This is a genomic window from Lentzea waywayandensis (assembly GCF_900115955.1).
GTDB lineage: Bacteria > Actinomycetota > Actinomycetes > Mycobacteriales > Pseudonocardiaceae > Lentzea > Lentzea waywayandensis.
This window is the reverse complement of the sequence record NZ_FOYL01000009.1, coordinates 87,672-105,263: the sequence shown is the minus strand read 5'-3', so window position 1 is coordinate 105,263 and position 17,592 is coordinate 87,672. Positions and strand designations below refer to the sequence as shown.

14 protein-coding genes are annotated in these 17,592 nt (G+C 69.0%); 10 read left to right on the top strand and 4 right to left on the bottom strand.

The window, feature by feature from the left end:
• Nucleotides 1–2 precede the first annotated feature (2 nt).
• The 3 genes from ngcE to BM417_RS30345 are packed head-to-tail and all read left to right on the top strand — an operon-like array spanning nucleotide 3 to nucleotide 3,192.
• Nucleotides 3–1,409, top strand: a complete 1,407-nt coding sequence (gene ngcE / locus BM417_RS30355) for an N-acetylglucosamine/diacetylchitobiose ABC transporter substrate-binding protein (protein ID WP_093601650.1) — start codon at nucleotides 3–5, stop codon at nucleotides 1,407–1,409.
• The gene (locus tag BM417_RS30350; RefSeq protein ID WP_245822256.1) at nucleotides 1,406–2,380 is read left to right on the top strand and encodes a carbohydrate ABC transporter permease; all 975 of its coding nucleotides are present in this window, start codon (nucleotides 1,406–1,408) and stop codon (nucleotides 2,378–2,380) included. The genes ngcE and BM417_RS30350 overlap by 4 nt, the downstream gene beginning before the upstream one ends.
• Complete coding sequence (locus tag BM417_RS30345) at nucleotides 2,377–3,192, top strand: carbohydrate ABC transporter permease (protein WP_093601646.1); 816 nt, start codon at nucleotides 2,377–2,379, stop codon at nucleotides 3,190–3,192. The genes BM417_RS30350 and BM417_RS30345 overlap by 4 nt, the downstream gene beginning before the upstream one ends.
• Here the strand turns inward: BM417_RS30345 and BM417_RS30340 are convergent.
• The 3 genes from BM417_RS30340 to BM417_RS30330 all read right to left on the bottom strand — a co-directional run bounded on the left by BM417_RS30340 (nucleotide 3,153) and on the right by BM417_RS30330 (nucleotide 5,740).
• On the bottom strand, nucleotides 3,153–3,539 hold the full coding sequence (locus tag BM417_RS30340; protein WP_177320681.1) for a glycoside hydrolase family 20 zincin-like fold domain-containing protein: 387 nt from the start codon (nucleotides 3,537–3,539) through the stop codon (nucleotides 3,153–3,155). The two genes, BM417_RS30345 and BM417_RS30340, sit on opposite strands and share 40 nt — an antisense overlap.
• Nucleotides 3,540–3,644: 105 nt before the next feature.
• On the bottom strand, nucleotides 3,645–4,730 hold the full coding sequence (locus tag BM417_RS30335; RefSeq protein WP_093601642.1) for a dihydrodipicolinate synthase family protein: 1,086 nt from the start codon (nucleotides 4,728–4,730) through the stop codon (nucleotides 3,645–3,647).
• A complete protein-coding gene (locus BM417_RS30330; protein ID WP_093601640.1) occupies nucleotides 4,730–5,740 on the bottom strand; it encodes an NAD-dependent epimerase/dehydratase family protein in 1,011 nt (336 codons plus the stop codon). The genes BM417_RS30335 and BM417_RS30330 overlap by 1 nt, the downstream gene beginning before the upstream one ends.
• A 131-nt stretch (nucleotides 5,741–5,871) precedes the next feature.
• On the opposite strand from BM417_RS30330, the gene BM417_RS30325 reads away from it, so the two are divergent.
• Genes BM417_RS30325 through BM417_RS30300 form a run of 6 tightly spaced genes read left to right on the top strand, consistent with a single transcriptional unit; the run spans nucleotide 5,872 to nucleotide 11,986 of the window.
• Nucleotides 5,872–7,008, top strand: a complete 1,137-nt coding sequence (locus BM417_RS30325; RefSeq protein WP_093601638.1) for a GntR family transcriptional regulator — start codon at nucleotides 5,872–5,874, stop codon at nucleotides 7,006–7,008.
• On the top strand, nucleotides 7,005–8,006 hold the full coding sequence (locus tag BM417_RS30320; RefSeq protein ID WP_093601636.1) for a Gfo/Idh/MocA family protein: 1,002 nt from the start codon (nucleotides 7,005–7,007) through the stop codon (nucleotides 8,004–8,006). The genes BM417_RS30325 and BM417_RS30320 overlap by 4 nt, the downstream gene beginning before the upstream one ends.
• Nucleotides 8,003–9,280: an ABC transporter substrate-binding protein gene (locus BM417_RS30315; protein ID WP_093601634.1), complete on the top strand. Its 1,278-nt coding sequence runs from the start codon at nucleotides 8,003–8,005 to the stop codon at nucleotides 9,278–9,280. Before BM417_RS30320 ends, BM417_RS30315 begins: the two co-directional genes overlap by 4 nt.
• Complete coding sequence (locus tag BM417_RS30310) at nucleotides 9,277–10,158, top strand: carbohydrate ABC transporter permease (RefSeq protein WP_093601632.1); 882 nt, start codon at nucleotides 9,277–9,279, stop codon at nucleotides 10,156–10,158. The genes BM417_RS30315 and BM417_RS30310 overlap by 4 nt, the downstream gene beginning before the upstream one ends.
• Nucleotides 10,155–10,982: a carbohydrate ABC transporter permease gene (locus BM417_RS30305; protein ID WP_093601630.1), complete on the top strand. Its 828-nt coding sequence runs from the start codon at nucleotides 10,155–10,157 to the stop codon at nucleotides 10,980–10,982. Before BM417_RS30310 ends, BM417_RS30305 begins: the two co-directional genes overlap by 4 nt.
• Nucleotides 10,979–11,986, top strand: coding sequence for a zinc-dependent alcohol dehydrogenase (locus tag BM417_RS30300; protein WP_093601628.1), 1,008 nt, complete (start codon nucleotides 10,979–10,981; stop codon nucleotides 11,984–11,986). The genes BM417_RS30305 and BM417_RS30300 overlap by 4 nt, the downstream gene beginning before the upstream one ends.
• Before the next feature lies 1 nt (nucleotide 11,987).
• Here BM417_RS30300 and BM417_RS30295 read toward each other — a convergent pair whose 3' ends face one another.
• Entirely contained in the window at nucleotides 11,988–12,830 is an 843-nt protein-coding gene (locus tag BM417_RS30295; RefSeq protein WP_093601626.1) for a polysaccharide lyase, read from the bottom strand.
• Between the two features lie 258 nt (nucleotides 12,831–13,088).
• Between BM417_RS30295 and BM417_RS30290 the strand changes: the two genes are divergently transcribed.
• Nucleotides 13,089–17,546, top strand: coding sequence for an alginate lyase family protein (locus tag BM417_RS30290; RefSeq protein ID WP_093601624.1), 4,458 nt, complete (start codon nucleotides 13,089–13,091; stop codon nucleotides 17,544–17,546).
• Nucleotides 17,547–17,592 lie beyond the last annotated feature (46 nt).

Below are 17,592 nucleotides of genomic sequence, written 5' to 3'. Positions count from 1 at the left end.
CCATGTCCTCCCACGAGATCTCGCGGCGCAGCATGCTCAGAGCCGCCGCCGTGCTGGGCCTGTCAGTGCCCACCCTGGCCGCGTGCGTCACCGCCGGCGGCAACGCCGGGCAGCAGTCGCAGGGCGGAGACAAGAGCTCCACGAACCCGTTCGGCGTCAAGGCCGACGCCCCGCTGGAGGTCGTCGTCTTCAAGGGCGCCTACGGTGACGACTACGTGATCGCCGCCGAAGCCGTCTACAAGAAGCAGTTCGGCGGCTCGGTCATCGACCACAAGGGCATCCAGAAGGTCGGCGACACGCTGCGGCCGAGGTTCGTCGCGGGCAACCCGCCGGACGTCGTCAACAACACCGGCGCCGGTCGGCTCGACATCGCCGCGCTCACCCAGTCCCAGCAGCTCGAGAACCTGGACAAGCTGCTCGACTCGCCCTCGTGGGACGACCCGAACGTCAAGGTGCGCGACACGTTGCTGCCCGGTGTGATCGAGGACGGCACGTACGACGGTTCGTTCGTGCGGTTCAACTACGCCTACACCGCCTGGGGTCTCTGGTACTCGAAGCCGTTGTTCGAGAAGAACGGCTGGATGTGGCCGCAGACCTGGCCGGAGATGCTCGAACTCTGCGAGGACATCAAGAAGACCGGCGTCGCGCCGTGGACCTACCAGGGCAAGTTCCCCGAGTACATGACCGACCCGCTGCTCGTGATGGCGGTGCACGGGGGCGGCATGGACCTGCTGAAGGCCATCGACAACCTCCAGCCCAACGCGTGGCGGCACGAGTCGGTGAAGGCGGCGGCCGAGGCGATCGCGGAGCTGTCCGGCAAGGGCTACCTCATGCCGGGCTCGGAAGCGTTGTCGCACACCGAGGCGCAGGCGGCCTGGTGTCAGGGCAAGGCCGCGATCATCCCGAGCGGCTCGTGGCTGGAGGCGGAGCAGAAGTCCGTCACGCCCGCCGGGTTCGACATGGTGATGGGAGCCGTTCCGTCGTTGAGCTCCAGCAGCAAGCTCAAGACCAACGCGATCCACGCGGCCAGCAGCGAGGCGTACCTCGTGCCGAGCCAGGGCAAGAACGTCCAGGGTGGACTGGAGTTCCTGCGGATGCTGTTCTCCCGCAACGCCATGAAGGACTTCGCCAAGGCCGTCGGAACCCTGCCGTCGGTCAAGGGCGCCACCGAGGGCATCACGATGTCGCCGGCGTTGAGCTCCGTCGCGGAGGCGGTGAAGAAGGCCGGTGACGACACGATCAACTACCGGCACCGCATCTGGTACCCGACGCTGACCAAGGCCGTCGACGACGCCGTCGCCGAACTGGTGACGCGCCGGATCACCCCGGCCGAGTGGGTCGACCGCGTGCAGAAGGCGGCCGACGACCTCGCGAAGGACACCAGCATCAAGAAGTACGAGCGGAAGTGAGCGTATTGACCAGGCCGGTGGAGCGGGCTGCGGCGCCCGCTCCACCCGCGCCGTCCCAGCGCCGCAGGCTCAACCGCGGGTACGGGTTCGTCATCGGCGCCCTCGCACCCGCGCTCGTGCTGCACCTGATCTTCATCGTGTCGCCTTACGCTCAGGCGTTCTATCTGTCGCTGACAGACTGGAACGGCGTCGCGGGCAAGGCGAACTTCGTCGGGTTCGACAACTTCGCCCGCCTGGCCGGCGACTCGCTGTTCCTCGACGCGATCAAGAACAACCTGCTGCTGTTGCTGCTCATGCCCGCGGCGACGATCGGCATCGGCCTGTTCCTCGCGACGATGATCCAGCGCGGCGGGGCCAACGGCCGCAGCGGGGTGAAGGGAGCGCGGTTCTACGAGATCGTGTTCTTCTTCCCGCAGATGCTGTCGGTCGCGATCGTGGCCGTGCTGTGGGGTTTCGCCTACAACCCGAACAACGGCCTGATCAACGGCGTGCTGCGCGCGATCGGCCTGGACGGTCTCGCCCGCAGCTGGCTCGCCGAACCCGGCCTCGCGTTGTTCGCGGTGATGGCGGTGATGATCTGGTCGGGTGTCGGCTTCTACATGGTGCTGTTCAGCGCCGCGATCGACGCCATCCCCAAGGAGATCTTCGAGGCCGCGCTGATCGACGGCTCGACGGGCTGGACCACGTTCCGGCGCATCACGCTGCCGTTGCTGCGCGACAACGTCCAGGTGGCGTTCGTGTACCTCGGCATGGTCGCGCTGGACGCGTTCGCGCTGGTCCAGATCATGACGGTCGGACCGGGCGGCCCGGACGGCTCCACCGAGGTCATGGGTCTGTCGCTGTACCGGACGGCGTTCGAGTACGGCAAGTTCGGCTACGCGAGCGCGATGGGCGTCGCGTTGTTCTTCGGCACGCTCGTGTTCGCGCTGGTGGCGTTGCGCGGCAACAAGAACCGGACGGAGCTGGCATGAAACGGTTCCCGCTGCACATCGCGCTGGGCTTCTGGGCGATCGTCACGGCGTTCCCGCTGCTGTGGGCGGTGACGAGCTCGGTCAAGTCCGACACCGAGATCCTCTCCAGCCCGTGGACGGTGCCGGAGCGGCCGCGCTGGGAGAACTTCGGCCGCGCCTGGAACGAGGCGTCGATCGGGCAGTACTTCCTGAACTCGGTGATCGTCGTCGGCGGCGCGTTGTTCCTGACCATGCTCCTCGGGGGCATCGCGGCCTACACGCTGGCCCGCTACCGCTTCCCGGGCAACAGGTTCGTCTACTACCTGTTCGTGACGTCCCAGTTCTTCCCGACATTTCTCGCTCTGGTCCCGCTGTTCTTCACGGTCGAGCAGATGGGACTGCTGGGCACCAAACTCGGGCTGATCCTGGTGTACGCGACGTTCGCGACGCCGTTCACCATCTTCTTCCTGCACGCGTTCTTCCGCACGCTGCCGTCCGCGATCGCCGAGGCGGCGTTCATCGACGGCTGCACGCACTGGGGCGTGTTCTTCCGGGTGATGCTGCCGATGGCGCGGCCGGGCCTGGTGTCGGTCGCGATCTTCAACTTCCTCGGCCTGTGGAACCAGTACCTGCTGCCGCTGGTGCTCAATCCGGATCCGGAGAACTACGTGCTGGCACAGGGTCTTGCCGCGTTGTCGACGTCGCAGGGCTATCAGAGCGACTGGAGCGGCCTGTTCGCCGGCCTCACCATCGCGATGCTGCCGGTGTTGCTCGCGTACGTGTGCTTCCAGCGCTACATCCAGGCCGGGGCCACGGCCGGTGCGGTCAAGTGAGTCAGGTCCACCGCGGGCACCCTTCCGCCGGGTGACAACAGCCGGCGGAGTTGCTCGACACCGTGCAGCAGCCCTGCCGGTGTGGCCGCGCGCAGCATGATCGCGTTCGGGCTCACCAGCAGGGCGTAGCCGTCTTCACCGAGTCCGCGCATCGCAGGCTCGTGCGTCACCATCACGACGCCGTCCGGCGAGTTGCCGAGGACGATTCCCGTCTCCTCGTGGACGTGGCGGCGCAACAGCTTCGCCGCCTCGCCCGCGTTCCCGATCGTTCTGATGTCCATGCCCTTGCACAGCAGGAACTGACCTGTGCGGCGCCGGGGCTCTTTGTCGTGCCTGCGAACGGCCATGATGCTCCTTCTTGGACGGTGGAATACATTCCGTTGACAGGTAAGGGATTGCGGGCGAGGGTGAGGTGCGGGCATCCGTGGGCGGACGCGATGCCCGCACCTGCGTCAGTTCAGCCAGTCCGCGTAGGTGTTCTGCACGCGGGTCAGTTCGTCGGCCTGGCCGGGGGAGAGCGTCTCGTCCGGGTCGAGGCACCAGATGCCGCGCAGGACTCCCTGGCGCCGCAACACCTCGTGCACGCCGGCGATCACGCCCGCGAACCCGTTCCTCACGTCGAACACCGCCGCGTTGGCGTCCACGCACATCGCGCTCAGCGCCTCGACACGGGCTCGCGCCTCCACATCGCCGTCAACGGCCGCGTGGGCGTCCTGGAGGATCCGCACGGCGGACCGCGTCCACACCGCCCAGTGCCCGAGCAACCCGCCGACGAACCGCCTCACGCCGCCCCGCACGTGGAACGGCGTGAGCAGGTCGCTGACGATGTTGTCGTCGTTGCCGGTGTACAGCGCGACGTCGGCGCCTCGGTCGGAGTCCGCGACGCCCTGGACGAGTTCCAACGTCCGGTAGCGGTCGAACGGCGCGGCCTTCACCGCGACGGTCGACGGCTGGTCGGCAAGGCGCAGCCAGTACGCGCGGGGCAGGTAGCGGCCGCCGACGGCTTCCTGGAGGTAGAAGCCGATGGTCGGCAGGACCTCGCCGATCGCGGCGCTGCGGTCGAGCAGGTCGCCGGGGGTGAGGTCCGCGAGTCCGCCGGGGGAGACCAGCACGGCGTCGTAGCCGAGTCCGCGGGCGATCTCGGCCTCGGCCACCGCCTGGCTGGTGGGACCTGCCACGCCGGCGATGCGCAGGAACGGGCCGGGTGCCGCGTCTGAGGGGTCAGCGGTGGGAGGGACGGGCGCTGCGGCGGTGGGCGAGCACGGCGCCGCAGCGCCCGTTCCCGCCGAAGCCAGCCGTGCGCGTCCGGCGATCTCCTCGGCCGCCAGTTCCAGCACCGGCCGGTACAGCCCGTGCTCCCGGATCTCGAACTGGGTGGTGTGCACCCCGACCGCGAGCCCGCCCGCGCCCGCCTCCAGGTAGTAGCGGGTGAGCGCCCGTTGCCGTTCCTCGTCGAGCGTGCGGGACTCGTCCAGCGCCAACGGGTGCGCGGGGATCACCGTGCCGCGGTGCAGCAGAGCGGCTGTCGCGAAGTCCATCAGAACCGTCCGTCCCGTCGTTCGAACTTCGTCGGCTTCGACCAGAGCGGACCGCCGTCGCGCAGCCACGCGGCCTGGAGGTCGATCAACTGGCCGAGCGTGCGGTCCGGGTAGCCGAACAGCTCATGGCACGTCGTCGCGTCGCTGAGCAGCGAGGTCTCCGGCAGGTAGCCGGTGAACGAGGCCTCCAAGCCGAGCCGGGCAGCCAGGCGCGTGGCGATCGAGCGGACGGACGCGGTCTCCGGTCCGGTCAGGTTCAGCACGAACGGCTCGCTCGAGGCGTGCCCGACGCTGCGCAGCACGACCTCGTTGGCGTAGCGCTGCCACACCACGTTCACCGCTCCGGTGGTGAGGTCGATCGGCGTGCCCTTGACGAGCTTCCGCGCGAGATCGGCGATCACGCCGTAGCGGGGTTCGCAGGCGTAGTTGAGCCTGATCAACGCCACGGGCGTGCCCCTGGTGCGTGCCGCGTGCGTGAACACCTGCTCCCGGCCGCGGCACGTGATCGCGTAGTCGCCGTCTGGCCGAGGCTCGTCGGTCTCCACGCTGCCACCGGTGACCGGCGTGGTCATCCCGTAGACGTTGCCCGTGGACAGCGCGACGATCCGCGCCTTCGGGTAGCGCTCGGCGACGTACGCGGGCAGCACAGTGTTGGTCATCCACGCCTGCTCCGGCGCTCCCGCGGTGCCGAACTTGGCTCCCACCAGGAAGATCACCGTGTCGGCGTCCGGCAGACCGGCGACCGCAGCCGGGTCCCCGAGATCCGCCGTCACGATCTCGACGCCCTGGGCCTCGACCCGCGCGCGACCGTCCTCGTCGGACCACCGCGACACCGCCCGCACCCGTGCGCCGCCACCGGCGTGAGCGAGGGCGCGCTGGGCCATACCGGCGATGCCCGACCCGGTCTTGCCGCCCGCCCCGAGCACGACGACGTCACCCCAGCCGGCGGCCTCCGCGACCAGCGCGGGAGAGGGCCTGCCGAGTTCTTCTTCGAGGTCTGCCTCATTCATGAGGGCACACTCCCAGCGTGCGACGAATTCATTCTTTGAAAGGAATGAATTTTTGGCCTGATGTGGTCTCGGTTCACAAAATCACAGGTCACCTCTTGCGGCAAGCGGCAGCATGAGTCATTCTTCCCGGCATGACATCAGCTGAATCGGAGGATTCATTCCTTCATTCCTCCGCTGGCCCGAAATGGCAGTGGGCCGCTGACCGTCTGCGCAAGGACATCGCCGACGGGGTGTACGGGCCGGGCGACCAGCTGCCCGTCGAACGCGAGCTCGCCACCACGCTGTCGGTCAGCATCAACACGATCCGCCGTGCCGTCGGCCAGCTCGTGCACGAGCAGATCGTGCTGCGCAGGCAGGGCGCGGGCACGTTCGTCCGCTCCGAGACCGCGCCGATCGGGTCGGGACGGCCGCTCGTCGGCGTGCTCGTCCCGTCGACGACCTACTACTACCCGCGCGTGATCGACGGACTGCAGCGCGTACTGCGCGGCGCGGGCGTCGGAGTCGTGCTGGTGTGTTCGAAGTACGACCTCGACGTCGAACGCGACGAGCTGCGCACCATGCTCGAGACCGGTGTGCAGGGCCTGCTCCTGGTGCCGAGCCTGCACCTGATGACCGACCCGCAGTCCTACGTGGACAGCCTGCGCGATCTCCCGGTCCCGTACGTGCTCGCCGAGCGGCGCCCGCCGTCGCCGGAGCCGGACGACCCGACCACGTTCGTCGGCACCGACCACGCCGGCGGTGTCTGCAAGGCCGTCCGGCACCTGAAGTCGCTGGGGCACGAGAAGATCGGGTTCCTGGGCCGCGTCAGCACCGGTACGTCCGAGCAGGTCGCGAACGGGTTCGACGAGGCGGTCGAGCTGCTCGACGTCGATGCCGCCGCCACCGTGCGCAGGCTGCTGTGGCAGGCGCAGGACATCTCCGCGTACGCCCGGCGTTGTGCCGAATCCGGTGTCACCGCGGTGTTCTGCCACGGTGACCGCGACGCCGCCGCGTTGATCGTGGCCGCGCGCAGGCTCGGCCTGTCCGTGCCGCGTGATCTCGCCGTGGTCGCCTACGACGACGAGGTGGCGGAGGTCGGCGACATCCCGCTGACCGCCGTGTCGCCTCCCAAGACCGAGGTGGGCGCGCTGGCCGCCCAGCTGCTCCTGCACCGCATCGACGGTGGCCGCAACGTTCCCTCCCAGCAGGTGCTCATCCAGCCGCGGCTCGTCGTCAGGGCGTCGTGCGGCTCCGCAGAGCTGAAGCTTCACGAGAAAGCAGGGACATGACCTCATTCCGGATCGGACTCCTGGGTGCCGGCGCGGTCGGCGCGCACCACGTCCGTGCGGCGGCCGGAGCCGACGGCTACGCGATCGCGGCGATCTGCGACGTGCGGCGCGAGGCCGCCGAGGCGCTCGCGGCACCGGGCGTCGAGGTGTACGAGGACCACCGGACGATGATCACCGAGGCGAACCTCGACGCCGTCATCATCACGACACCTCACTCGTTGCACGCCCAGCAGGTCGTGGAGGCCGCGGAGGCCGGGCTGCACGTGCTGGTGGAGAAGCCGATGGCGACCACCGTCGAGGACTGCTCGCGGATGATCGAGGTCTGCCGGGACGCGGGCGTGCTGCTCGCGGTCGCCCACGTCATCCACTTCGACCCGGTGGCACGCGAGACCCGCGCGCTGATCGCGTCCGGTGAGTTCGGTGACCCGCTGCTGATCGCGCACCGCCGTTCCGCGCACTACGAGCGGAACTCGCGGCCCGCCTGGTTCTTCGACCCCGTGCTCGCCGGTGGCGGCATCGTGCTGAACGTCGGCACGCACGGCCTGGACCGCATCCAGTGGTTCGGCGGCGGCACCGTGCGCCGGGTCAGCAGCGTGGTGCGCGGCCGTGAGGGGATCGACGTCGAGACCGACTCGCTCGCGTTGATCGAGCTCGCCAACGGTGTCACCGCCAGCGTCGTGCTGACCAGCAGAGGAACGCCCTACTACGACGAGACCGATGTCGTCATGCCCGAGGTGACGCTCCGAGTCTCCGCCACCGACGGCCTCTTGTTGCTGCGCGACGGCAACATCACGACGCTGGTCGAGGCGAGTCCCGGCCATCTGCGCACGGCGTTCCGGGCACAGCTCGACGGGTTCGCGTCCGCCGCGCGTGGAGATGGCGGTGAGTACATCGACGGGGCCTACGGGCGGTCCGTGGTGTCGGCGGCGCTCGCCGTCTACCAGGCGGCTGACCGCGGCAACCCCGTGGACGTGCCACTTCCGGCGGTTCGCCCATGATCACCCGTCGCAGCCTGCTCGCTGCGGCCGGTCTGACCCTGCTGACGGGGTGCTCGTCGTCCACAAAGGATCCGAACGGGCCGCTGAAGTTCTGGTCGTCGTTGCGCGGCACGAACACCGTCGTGGACGCCTGGAACGCCAAGAACCCTCGCGAACCCGTGGTGCTGGAGACGGTGACCTCGGGTTTCGCCGGCGGCAACGCGAAGCTGTCCAACGCCGCCCGCGCGGGCAACGCGCCGGACGTGGTGTCGATGGCCGACGCCGACCTGCCGATGTTCGCGCTGGACGGCGTCGCCACCGACATGACCGACTTGGTCAGCGCGCAGCTGCGTGCCGAGCTCGGCGAGGTGGCGTGGTCCGGCGCGACGTTCGGCGGCCGCGTCTACGGCGTTCCGCTCGACCTGCCGCCGTTGCTGATGCTGTACCGCGAGGACATCCTCCGCGAGCACGGTGTCGACGTGCCGACGACGTGGGACGAGTTCCGCGAGGCGGCCCGCGCCCTGAAGGCCAGGAACATCTACCTGACCGCCTTCCACCCCAACGGCTACAACCTGTTCGCCGCTCATGTCATGCAGACCGGCGGTCGCTGGTTCGGTGTCGACGGCGACTCGTGGGTCGTCAACTTCACCGACGCGGGGTCGCTGAAGGCGGCCGAGTACTGGCAGGGCCTGCTCGACGAGCAGTTGTTGTTCCTCGCGCCCGGCAGCAGTCAGGAGTGGCTCGCCGCGCTCGCCGAGGGACGGGTCGCCAGCCACCTGGTCAGCACGTGGGGTGTCGCCGCGCTGGCGTCCTCGGTGCCCGGGGGCGCGGGGAAGTGGCGCATCGCGGCGGCACCCCAGTGGGATCTCGCGAAGCCGTCGATCGGACGGGACGGCGCCTCGCTGCACGTGATCACCGCGGAGAGCGTCAAGAAGGAACGGGCGATGCGGTTCATCGAATGGATGTCGACCTCGCCCGAGGCGATCACCGCGCGCCTGTCGAGCGGGCGGTCCAGCCTGCTGCCCGCCGCGCCGAAGCTGTGGGACGCGGCCGCGAAGCAGTTCAAGACCACGTTCTACGGCGGCCAGGACCTCTACGGCCTCGCCGCGAAGCAGTACGAGCTCCAGCACGGCGGCTGGATGTGGGGGCCGCGCATGCAGTCCACCGCCACGTCCATCCACCACGGCCTCGCTCGAATCCCTTACGGCACCACGATCGCGCAGGCTCTTCGTGATGCCGAGGCGGAGACGTTGCCGGACATGCGCAGCCTCGGTCTGTCGGTGAGGCGCTCATGATCAGGCAACGCTCCGCCATCGGCCTGCTGCTCGGCCCGTTCGTCGCGCTGCTGGCCGTCGTGTTCCTCGCGCCCACGCTGTACGCGATCTACCTGAGCTTCTTCGCCCGCACGCACACCGGGCTCGGCTTCGGCAACGGCCAGACGGCGTTCGTCGGGCTGCGCAACTACGGCGTCGTGCTCACCGACCCCAGCTTCCTGCAGGGCGTCGGCGTCACGTTGCTGTACTCGGCCGTGTTCATTCCCTTGGTGATCGTCGGCGCGTTGTCGCTGGCGCTGCTGTTCGACTCGGGCGTCGTGCGGTTGCGGCAGATCAGCCAGACCATCCTGTTCGTGCCACACGCCGTGCCGGGCATCATCGCCACCGTCATCTGGCTCTACCTCTACACGCCCGGCATCTCGCCGGTGATCGACCTGATGAAGGGCCTCGATCTGGAGGTCGACTTCCTCGGGCTCGAGATGGTCGTGCCGTCGCTGGTGAACATCGCGTTGTGGAGTGGTCTCGGCTACACCACGGTCATCTTCTTCGCCGCGCTGCGGGCCGTGCCGCAGGAGGTGATCGAGGCGGCCGCGATCGACGGCGCCGGGCCCGTGCGGTCGGCCGTGACGATCAAGGTGCCGCTGATCAGGGGCACGATCGTCACCGTGCTGATCTTCACCGTGATCGGCGCGTTGCAGCTGTTCACCGAACCCATGCTGCTCAGCAAGGTCACGCCGCTGATCGGCCCGCGCTTCACCCCGAACATGTACATCTACGACGCCGCGTTCGCCCGCAACAACCACAGCCTCGCCTCGGCGGCCTCGGTGTTGCTGCTGATCGTGTGCTGTCTGCTCTCGTTCGCCGTCACCCGCGGCGCCGCGCGGGGAGGTAAGGCATGACCGGACGGCTCACCGCGAACGTCGTGATCGGCGTCGGCGCGCTGTACGCGTTGCTGCCGCTGGTCTGGCTGCTGCTCGCCTCCACTGTGGACACCGAGGCGCTGTTCGCGTCCGACTTCTTCTCACTCGAGAACTTCGCCCTGGTGGACAACGTCAAGGGTTTGTTCACGCAGGAGAAGGGCATCTACGGGCGCTGGTACCTCAACAGCATCCTGTACGCGGCCGGCGGCGCGGCGGTCGGCGCGTTGATCAGCACGGCCGCCGGGTACGTGTTCGACAAGTTCTCGTTCACCGGCAAGAACCAGCTGTTCGCGCTGGTGCTGGTGTCGGTGATGGTGCCGGCCGCGGTGCTGGCGCTGCCGCTGTACCTGATGGCGTCGGCGGCCGGTGCGGCGAACACGATCTGGTCGGTGATCATCCCGGTCCTGTTCAACCCGTTCGGCGTGTACCTGGCGCGGGTGTTCTCCGCGGCCTACGTGCCGAACGAGGTGCTGGAAGCGGCACGGGTCGACGGCGCGACGGAGATCCGCAGCTTCGCGTTCGTCGGACTGCGGATGCTGGCACCGGGCTATGTGACGATCTTCCTGTTCCAGCTCACGTCGATCTGGAACAACTTCTTCCTGCCGCTGGTGATGTTGTCCGACCAGAACCTCTACCCGGTCAGCCTCGGCCTCTACAGCTGGAACTCGCTCGCGAACATCGACCCCGACTACTACCCGCTGATGGTCGTCGGCTCGCTGTTCGCGTTGTTGCCGCTGGTACTCGCTTTCCTTTTGTTGCAACGGTACTGGCGGTCAGGACTCACCGCAGGGAGTGTGAAATGAGGGTGCTGGAGTACATCGGGACTCGTGAGCTGCGCTGGCGTGAGGTTCCGGACGCGCGCGTCGTCGATCCCGGCGACGCGGTGGTGCGGCCGGTCGCCGCCACCACGTGCGACCTCGACCGGGCGGTGATCGCGGGACGCACACCGTTCCCGGCGCCGTTGCAGCTCGGGCACGAGTGCGTGGCCGAGGTCGTGGAGGTGGGCGACGAGGTCTCCGGGCTGGTCGCCGGTGATCTCGTCGTCGTTCCGTGGCACATCTCGTGCGGGACCTGTGCCACGTGTTCGGCGGGAGCGCCGTCGCGTTGTCTCTCGGTGCCCCGATACGCGATGTTCGGGCTGCCGCTCGGCGGTGCGTGGGGCGGCCTGTTCTCCGAGCTGGTGCGGGTGCCGTGGGCGGCGGCGAACCTGGTCAAGCTGCCGGACGGGGTCGGACCTGCGGCGTTCGCGTCGGCCTCGGACAACCTGACGGACGCGTACGGCAGCGTCCTCAAGGGACAGACGCACGCTCCCGGTGCGCCGCTGCTCGTGTTCGGAGGGACCAGCATCGGGTTGTACGCCTGCGCGTTCGCTCGTGCGCTGAACGCGTCCCGGGTCGTCTACGTCGATGCCAGCGAACGTCGTCGCGCCATTGCTGAGGGGTATGGCGCGCAGGCGGTCGCATCGGCAGCGGACCTGGACCAGCGGGAGTTCCCGCTGACCTACGACGCCTCCGGGCATCCGGACGGGCTCACGGCGGCGTTGAAGGCGACCGAACCCGGTGGGCACTGCCACAGCGCCGGCATCTACTTCGCCGGCGTCACGGTGCCCACCGGGCCGATGTACATGAACGCCGTCACGTTCACGACGGGCAGGCCCGACATCACGCCGCACCTGCCCGCCGTGCTCGCTCTCGTGGCCGGGGGCGAGGTGGATCCCCTGCCGGTGTTCAGCGATCACCTGACGTTCGACTTGCTACCGGAGACCCTGGCGCTGCTGCCGGAGAAGCCGCTGGTGACCCATGGCTGACCTAGATGGGGCTGGTGTTCACGCGCAGGTCGTCGTACCAGATGTATCCGGTCCTGGTCGGTGCGAAGCTGGCATCGCCGCCACCGGCGAACGACGACAGGTACGCCCGGTCGATCAGGTCGCCGTTGCGGACGAACTTCAGCCCGGTGATCAACGCGGCCGACCTGCCGTTGAACCACACCTGGATCTCGCCGTCCGGGTTGGCGTTGCCGTTCGTCACGGTGTTCACCTTGACCCGCTGCACGATCTCGACCCACTGGCCCGGCGGGTAGTAGACCGGCTGCCCGTCGAGCGAGAGATCGCGGTAGTCGCCGTACTGGCTGGCGTGATCCATGCTGTAGTAGTAGATCGCGGCCTTGCCGCCGCTGCGCCAGATGAACCGCGACGTGAAGCCGTTGTACCCGTCGCAGGCCTGACCGCCGGAGCAGGACGCGCCCGCGCCGAGCCCGACGCCGACCTTGCCGGCGAAGTTCGTGTTGCCCCAGCTGAAGTCCGAGCTGAAGCGCACCCACTGCGCCACGTAGTACTGCTGGGCGCGTGGGATCGCGAACGGTGCCTGCGCGCCGGACGGGCCCGGCCCGTACTGCCCGGCCGGGTAGGTGACCCGCAGCGACTTGCTGCCGCTGCGCTTCACGCTGGAGTCGATGTACGTGCGGGTGTCGAGTCCCTGGTGCCAGGGCGCGTTCCAGCCGTCGGCGGCCCATTTCGCGAGCGTGTAGGGCGAGCCGGCGGCAGGGGTTTCGAAGTAGTTGTTCAGCGCGGCGGCCATCGCCGAGGGTGCGGCAATGGTCGTGGCGACTATCGCCACGCAGCTGGAAAGCGCGAGCAACGCCTTTGTTCGCATGCACTTCCTCCACAGGGTGTGACCCGCGGGCGGGCGGGAGGACGAGATGGTCTGCACCACTTACCTGACGCAGTATTGCCACGTGGCGGGCGGTGGGTCAACGGAGGATGAAGTCATTCCACAAAGATTCCGGTGTGGACGGTCGGGCGAAAACCGGGCATTGACTGGACTTCCGTGATGTCGCAGGATTCCGGCAACGTGCGGGGGCCGTTGCATTCCTTCCCTCAGGCGGAATGAATTCTTATCTGGAGGAACCCGATGAGAAGAACTGTCGCGGTGTCGCAGGCGTTCGTCGTCGTGGCGGCCATGGCCGTCGCCACGAGTGCGACCGCCTCCGCCGCACCAGGACCACCGGCCCCGGACACACCGGTGGCACACGAGCTGCTGCGCAACGGCGGCTTCGAGAACGCCACCACGTCGTGGACGCTCTCCGCCGGCGCCAAGCGTGAGAACAGCGCCCTCGCGGTCACGTCCGCCACGGGCACGGCCTGGGAAGGCGCCACGTCGGCGTCGTTCGGGATCGACGCGCGGCGGATCAGTTCGGTCAAGGTGTCCGGTCGCGTGCAGCTGGACAACGTGGCGCAGGGCGCGACCGCCGACAACGCGGCGAAGATCAGCATCGCGTTCGTCGACGCCACCGGCAAGCGCACGTGGAAGGGCGTCAACCTCACCGGTACGCAGGACTGGACCGAGCGCGCCGACGTGCACACGGTTCCACCCGGCACCGTGTCGGCGTTCCTGTCGGTCGCGCTGGACCGGGCCAAGGGGACCGTCCGCTTCGACGACCTGAAGGTCCGGGCCGAGTCGTGGGTGAACCTGGTCAACAACCCCAGCTTCGAGCTCACCTCACCGTCCACTGAGGCCTGTCCGGCACCGGCCTGGTGCACGCCGTACCTCAGCGCCACCTACAAGGTCGACGCCACGACGGCCTTCCACGGCACCCGGTCGCTGCGCATCGACGCCTCGCCGACGCAGAAGATCGGCGGCTTCGTCACCGTGCCGCTCGACCAGAAGACCTGGCCCGTCGTGCAGGTCTCCGCGAAGGTCAAGCTCGACAAGGTCGAGACCGCCGACTACACCGACTTCCCCGGCGGCCTGCGGGTCACCGTCGGGTTCCTCTACACCGACGCGAACGGCCAGAGCGTCTACTCGCCGTCCGGCCTGCTCAACGGCGTGCTGACCGGCTCGCGCGACTGGACGACGATCTCCGGCACGTTCCGCGTGCCGCCGCTGATGACGAAGCTCCAGATCATCCCGGCGATCCAGAACGCCACCGGCACCGCGTGGGTCGACGACGTCCGCGTCACGCCGGAGTCGCCGTGGATCTCGCCGGACACGCAGACCAAGAGCGCGGCCGAGGGCAACCAGGCGAAGTTCCTGACCACGGTCACGAACCGCCGTGCCGTCGCCGACTCGCTTCAGCTGGCCGTCGACGGACCTGGCTCGGTCACGCCCGCCGCGACCCCGGTGTTGCAGCCGGGGGAGTCCGCGATCGTCTCCGTGTCGCTGCCCGCGGGCTCGTCCGGTGTGCTGACCGCGACGCCCGCCGGTGACGTGTCCCTGGTGCAGCAGGCGAGTTTCAAGGCCGAACAGGCGACCTCTCCCGGTGGCGCGCCACGGGTCTACAGCACTCCCGCGCAGCTCGACGCGCTGAAACAGCGGATCGCCGGGCAGGACTGGGCGCGCAAGGCGTTCGACTCGGTCGTGAGGACGGAGGCGGACGTGTGGCTCGCGCGGCCGCTCGACCAGCCGGTGAACCACGGCGGCTGGAGCGGCAACTTCAAGTGCCCCGGCACGAACACCTCGCTGGAGTTCAACTACAGCTCCCCGAAGCTGCACCGCTGCCCGATCGACGGCAAGTCCTACACCGGTGACCTGCTGGACGCCGCGTGGATCGAGATCTGGCACAACAACGCCGCTCAGGCCGTGGCCGACCTCGGGCTCGCCTTCCGCGTGACGGGCGACCAGCGTTACGCGGCCAAGGCGCGGGACATCCTGGCGTACTACGCCGAGCGGTTCCTGTCCGTGCCGCTGAACGTGATCTACGGCCGGGTGCACTACCAGTCGCTGGACGAGGCGGTCGCCGCGATCGGCCTGATCGACGGCTACGACCTGATCCGCGACACGCTGCCCGAGTCCGACCGGGTCGACATCTCGCTGAACCTGCTGAAGCCACTGGCCGGACTCGTGCAGTCGTATCCGACGGTGACGTCGAACTTCCAGGCCTGGACGGTCGCGGCGGTGCACGGCGTCGGCTCCGCGATCGGCGACGAGGGCCTGCGGAAGTGGGCTCTGGACGATCCCGAGATGGGCACCGAGTTCCTGCTGAACAAGGCCCGGCTGTCCGACGGCTGGTGGTGGGAGGGTGCGGCCAGCTACCACGTGTACGCGTTGCAGGCGCTCACCTCGCTCGCGGTCTCCGCGCGCAACCTGGGCGAACGTGACTACACAGTGGACGAACGCTTCCGCTCGATGCACACGACCCTGCTGCCGTACCTGCACCCGGACCTGACGATCCCGGCGGCCGGTGACGGTGGCACGTGGGGCCGGCGCTTCGGACCGAGCTTCGCGGCGATCGCCGAGTGGGCCTACGCGGAGTACGGCGAACGCGACTTCGCGACGGGCCTGAACTACGCCTACACCAACCTCGGGCGCCCGCGTTCGGACCGGTGGGCGTTGCGCTTCGGCGTCGACACGCTGCCGAGCCTGAGCGGGCCACGCCAGCCCAGCGCCACGTTCGGCGGGCTCGGCGAGACGGTGCTGCGGTCCTCGGACGCGCCGAACCTCGTGCCGAACCCCGGTTTCGAACAGGCATCGCTCGGCAACGCGACCACACCCGCGTTCTGGCAGCTCGACGGCGGCACGTGGAGGGACCGCAGGCTGACCGGCGCGGCCTCGCAGACGTTCCCGCTCGACGGCACCCGGCTCAGTCACCTGACGCTGCAGGCGATGGCGAAGGGCAAGGGCAGCATCGACGCGGTCTTCCTGCTCGACCGATGGGAGGTCGGCCGGGGATCGCTGGCCATCTCCGGTGACTCCTGGTCGGCCCGTGAGACCGGCCTGGACGTGCCGCCGCTGGCCCGGTCAGTGCGGCTGTCCGTGCGGGGAGACGTGACGGTGGACGACGTCGACCTGTTCGCCGACGACCTGCTGGGTTCCGGAGGGTTCGAGGACTCGGCGCGGGGCTGGAAGGCCGAAGGCGCGGCCGAACTGTCTCCGTTGCCGTACCGCGGTTCGTCGTCGGCGAAGGTCACCGGCGGTCTGAACCGCAGCGCGTGGACGACCGACGTCCCGGTGACCGGCGGGAACGTGACGTCGGTGAAGCTCGACGCGCGGACCTTCTCCCCGCTGCTGCCGTTGAAGGAGAACGGTGGCGCGTCGCTGGAGCTGTCGTTCGTGACGCCCGCGGGTGTGTCGGCGCCGGTCGTGACCAGGTTCCACGACCTGCTCGGCTGGCGTTCCCGGACGGTGAGCGCCGACGTGCCCAAGGACGCCATCGCCGCCAGGATCTCGCTGGTGGTGGAGAGCGCGGCGGGCGTGGCGTTGTTCGACGACGTGCGGCTGGGCTTCTCCGGCGCGGTCGATCCCTTCCAGGCCAACGCGGTGCGGCTCGACCACGGTGTCGCCGGCGGTACCCACGGGCACGCGGACAAGCTGCACCTCGACGTCGTCGGCGGGGGAGCGTTGCAGTCCACCGACCTCGGCCAGATCTACGGCGTCGACAACGCGGACCTGACCAACAACTGGTACCGCGAGTCGGTGTCGCACAACACCGTCGTGGTCGACGGCAAGAGCCAGGACCGCAACATCCGCGGCGCGCTGGAGTACTTCGGCACCACGCCCCGGTTCAAGGTGGTCGACGCCAGGGCGGACAAGCCGTACGCGGCGATGCCGGACGTGTCGCTGCGGCGGTCCGAGCTGATGACCGACGAGTACACAGTGGACGTCTTCGACGCCCGCGGTTCGTCGGCGCACCGGTTCGACCAGTCGTGGCACGGCGTCGGCGACCTGACGGTGTCCGGCCCGGCGATGGCCCCGCCGGCCTGCGGGACGTGCGTGCTCGACCCGAACGACAAGGACTTCGGCTACGACGAATTGCGGTTCGTGGCCGAGGGAACCGCGGCGGACGGTGCCTGGCAGGCCGAGTGGAAGACGCCGCAGTCGGTGTTGTCGATGCGGGCGCTCGAACCGTCGTCCACGCAGGTGCTGCGGACGACCGGGCCGGGGCTCGCGACGGACGGCAAGCAGATCCCGTTCGTCCTGGCCCGGCGTAACGGCACGGCCACCAGGTTCACGACGTTGCTGGAGACCAGGTCGGCGGCCGCGCCGAGCGCGATCGTGTCGGCACAGCAGGTGCGGGACGGGCACGTTCGCGTCCAGTTGGCCGGCGATCGGCGTGACGACGTGCTGTACGACGGCGGGTACGCGTTGGTGCGCAGGGCGGGCGAGAAGCCGCTGAGCATCGACCTGCTCAACCGGCAGTCGGTCGAGGTCGACGGGCGCACGTGGCTCACGGCGTCGAAGAAGCTGGAGAACGCCTCCGCGGTGTTCGACGGGAGCACGTTGCGGCTCGCGGTCGGGCGCACGGCGGACCGGGGCCAGGTGACGATCACCGTGCACGCCCCCGGTGTCCGCACCGTCGAGCTGAACAACCAGCCGGTCAGCTCGGTCACCCGGCACGGCGATCTGCTGAAGGTGACGTTCACGGTCGGATAGGTGGTGCACGGCAAAGGGCCCGGGGCAACTCGCCCCGGGCCCTTTG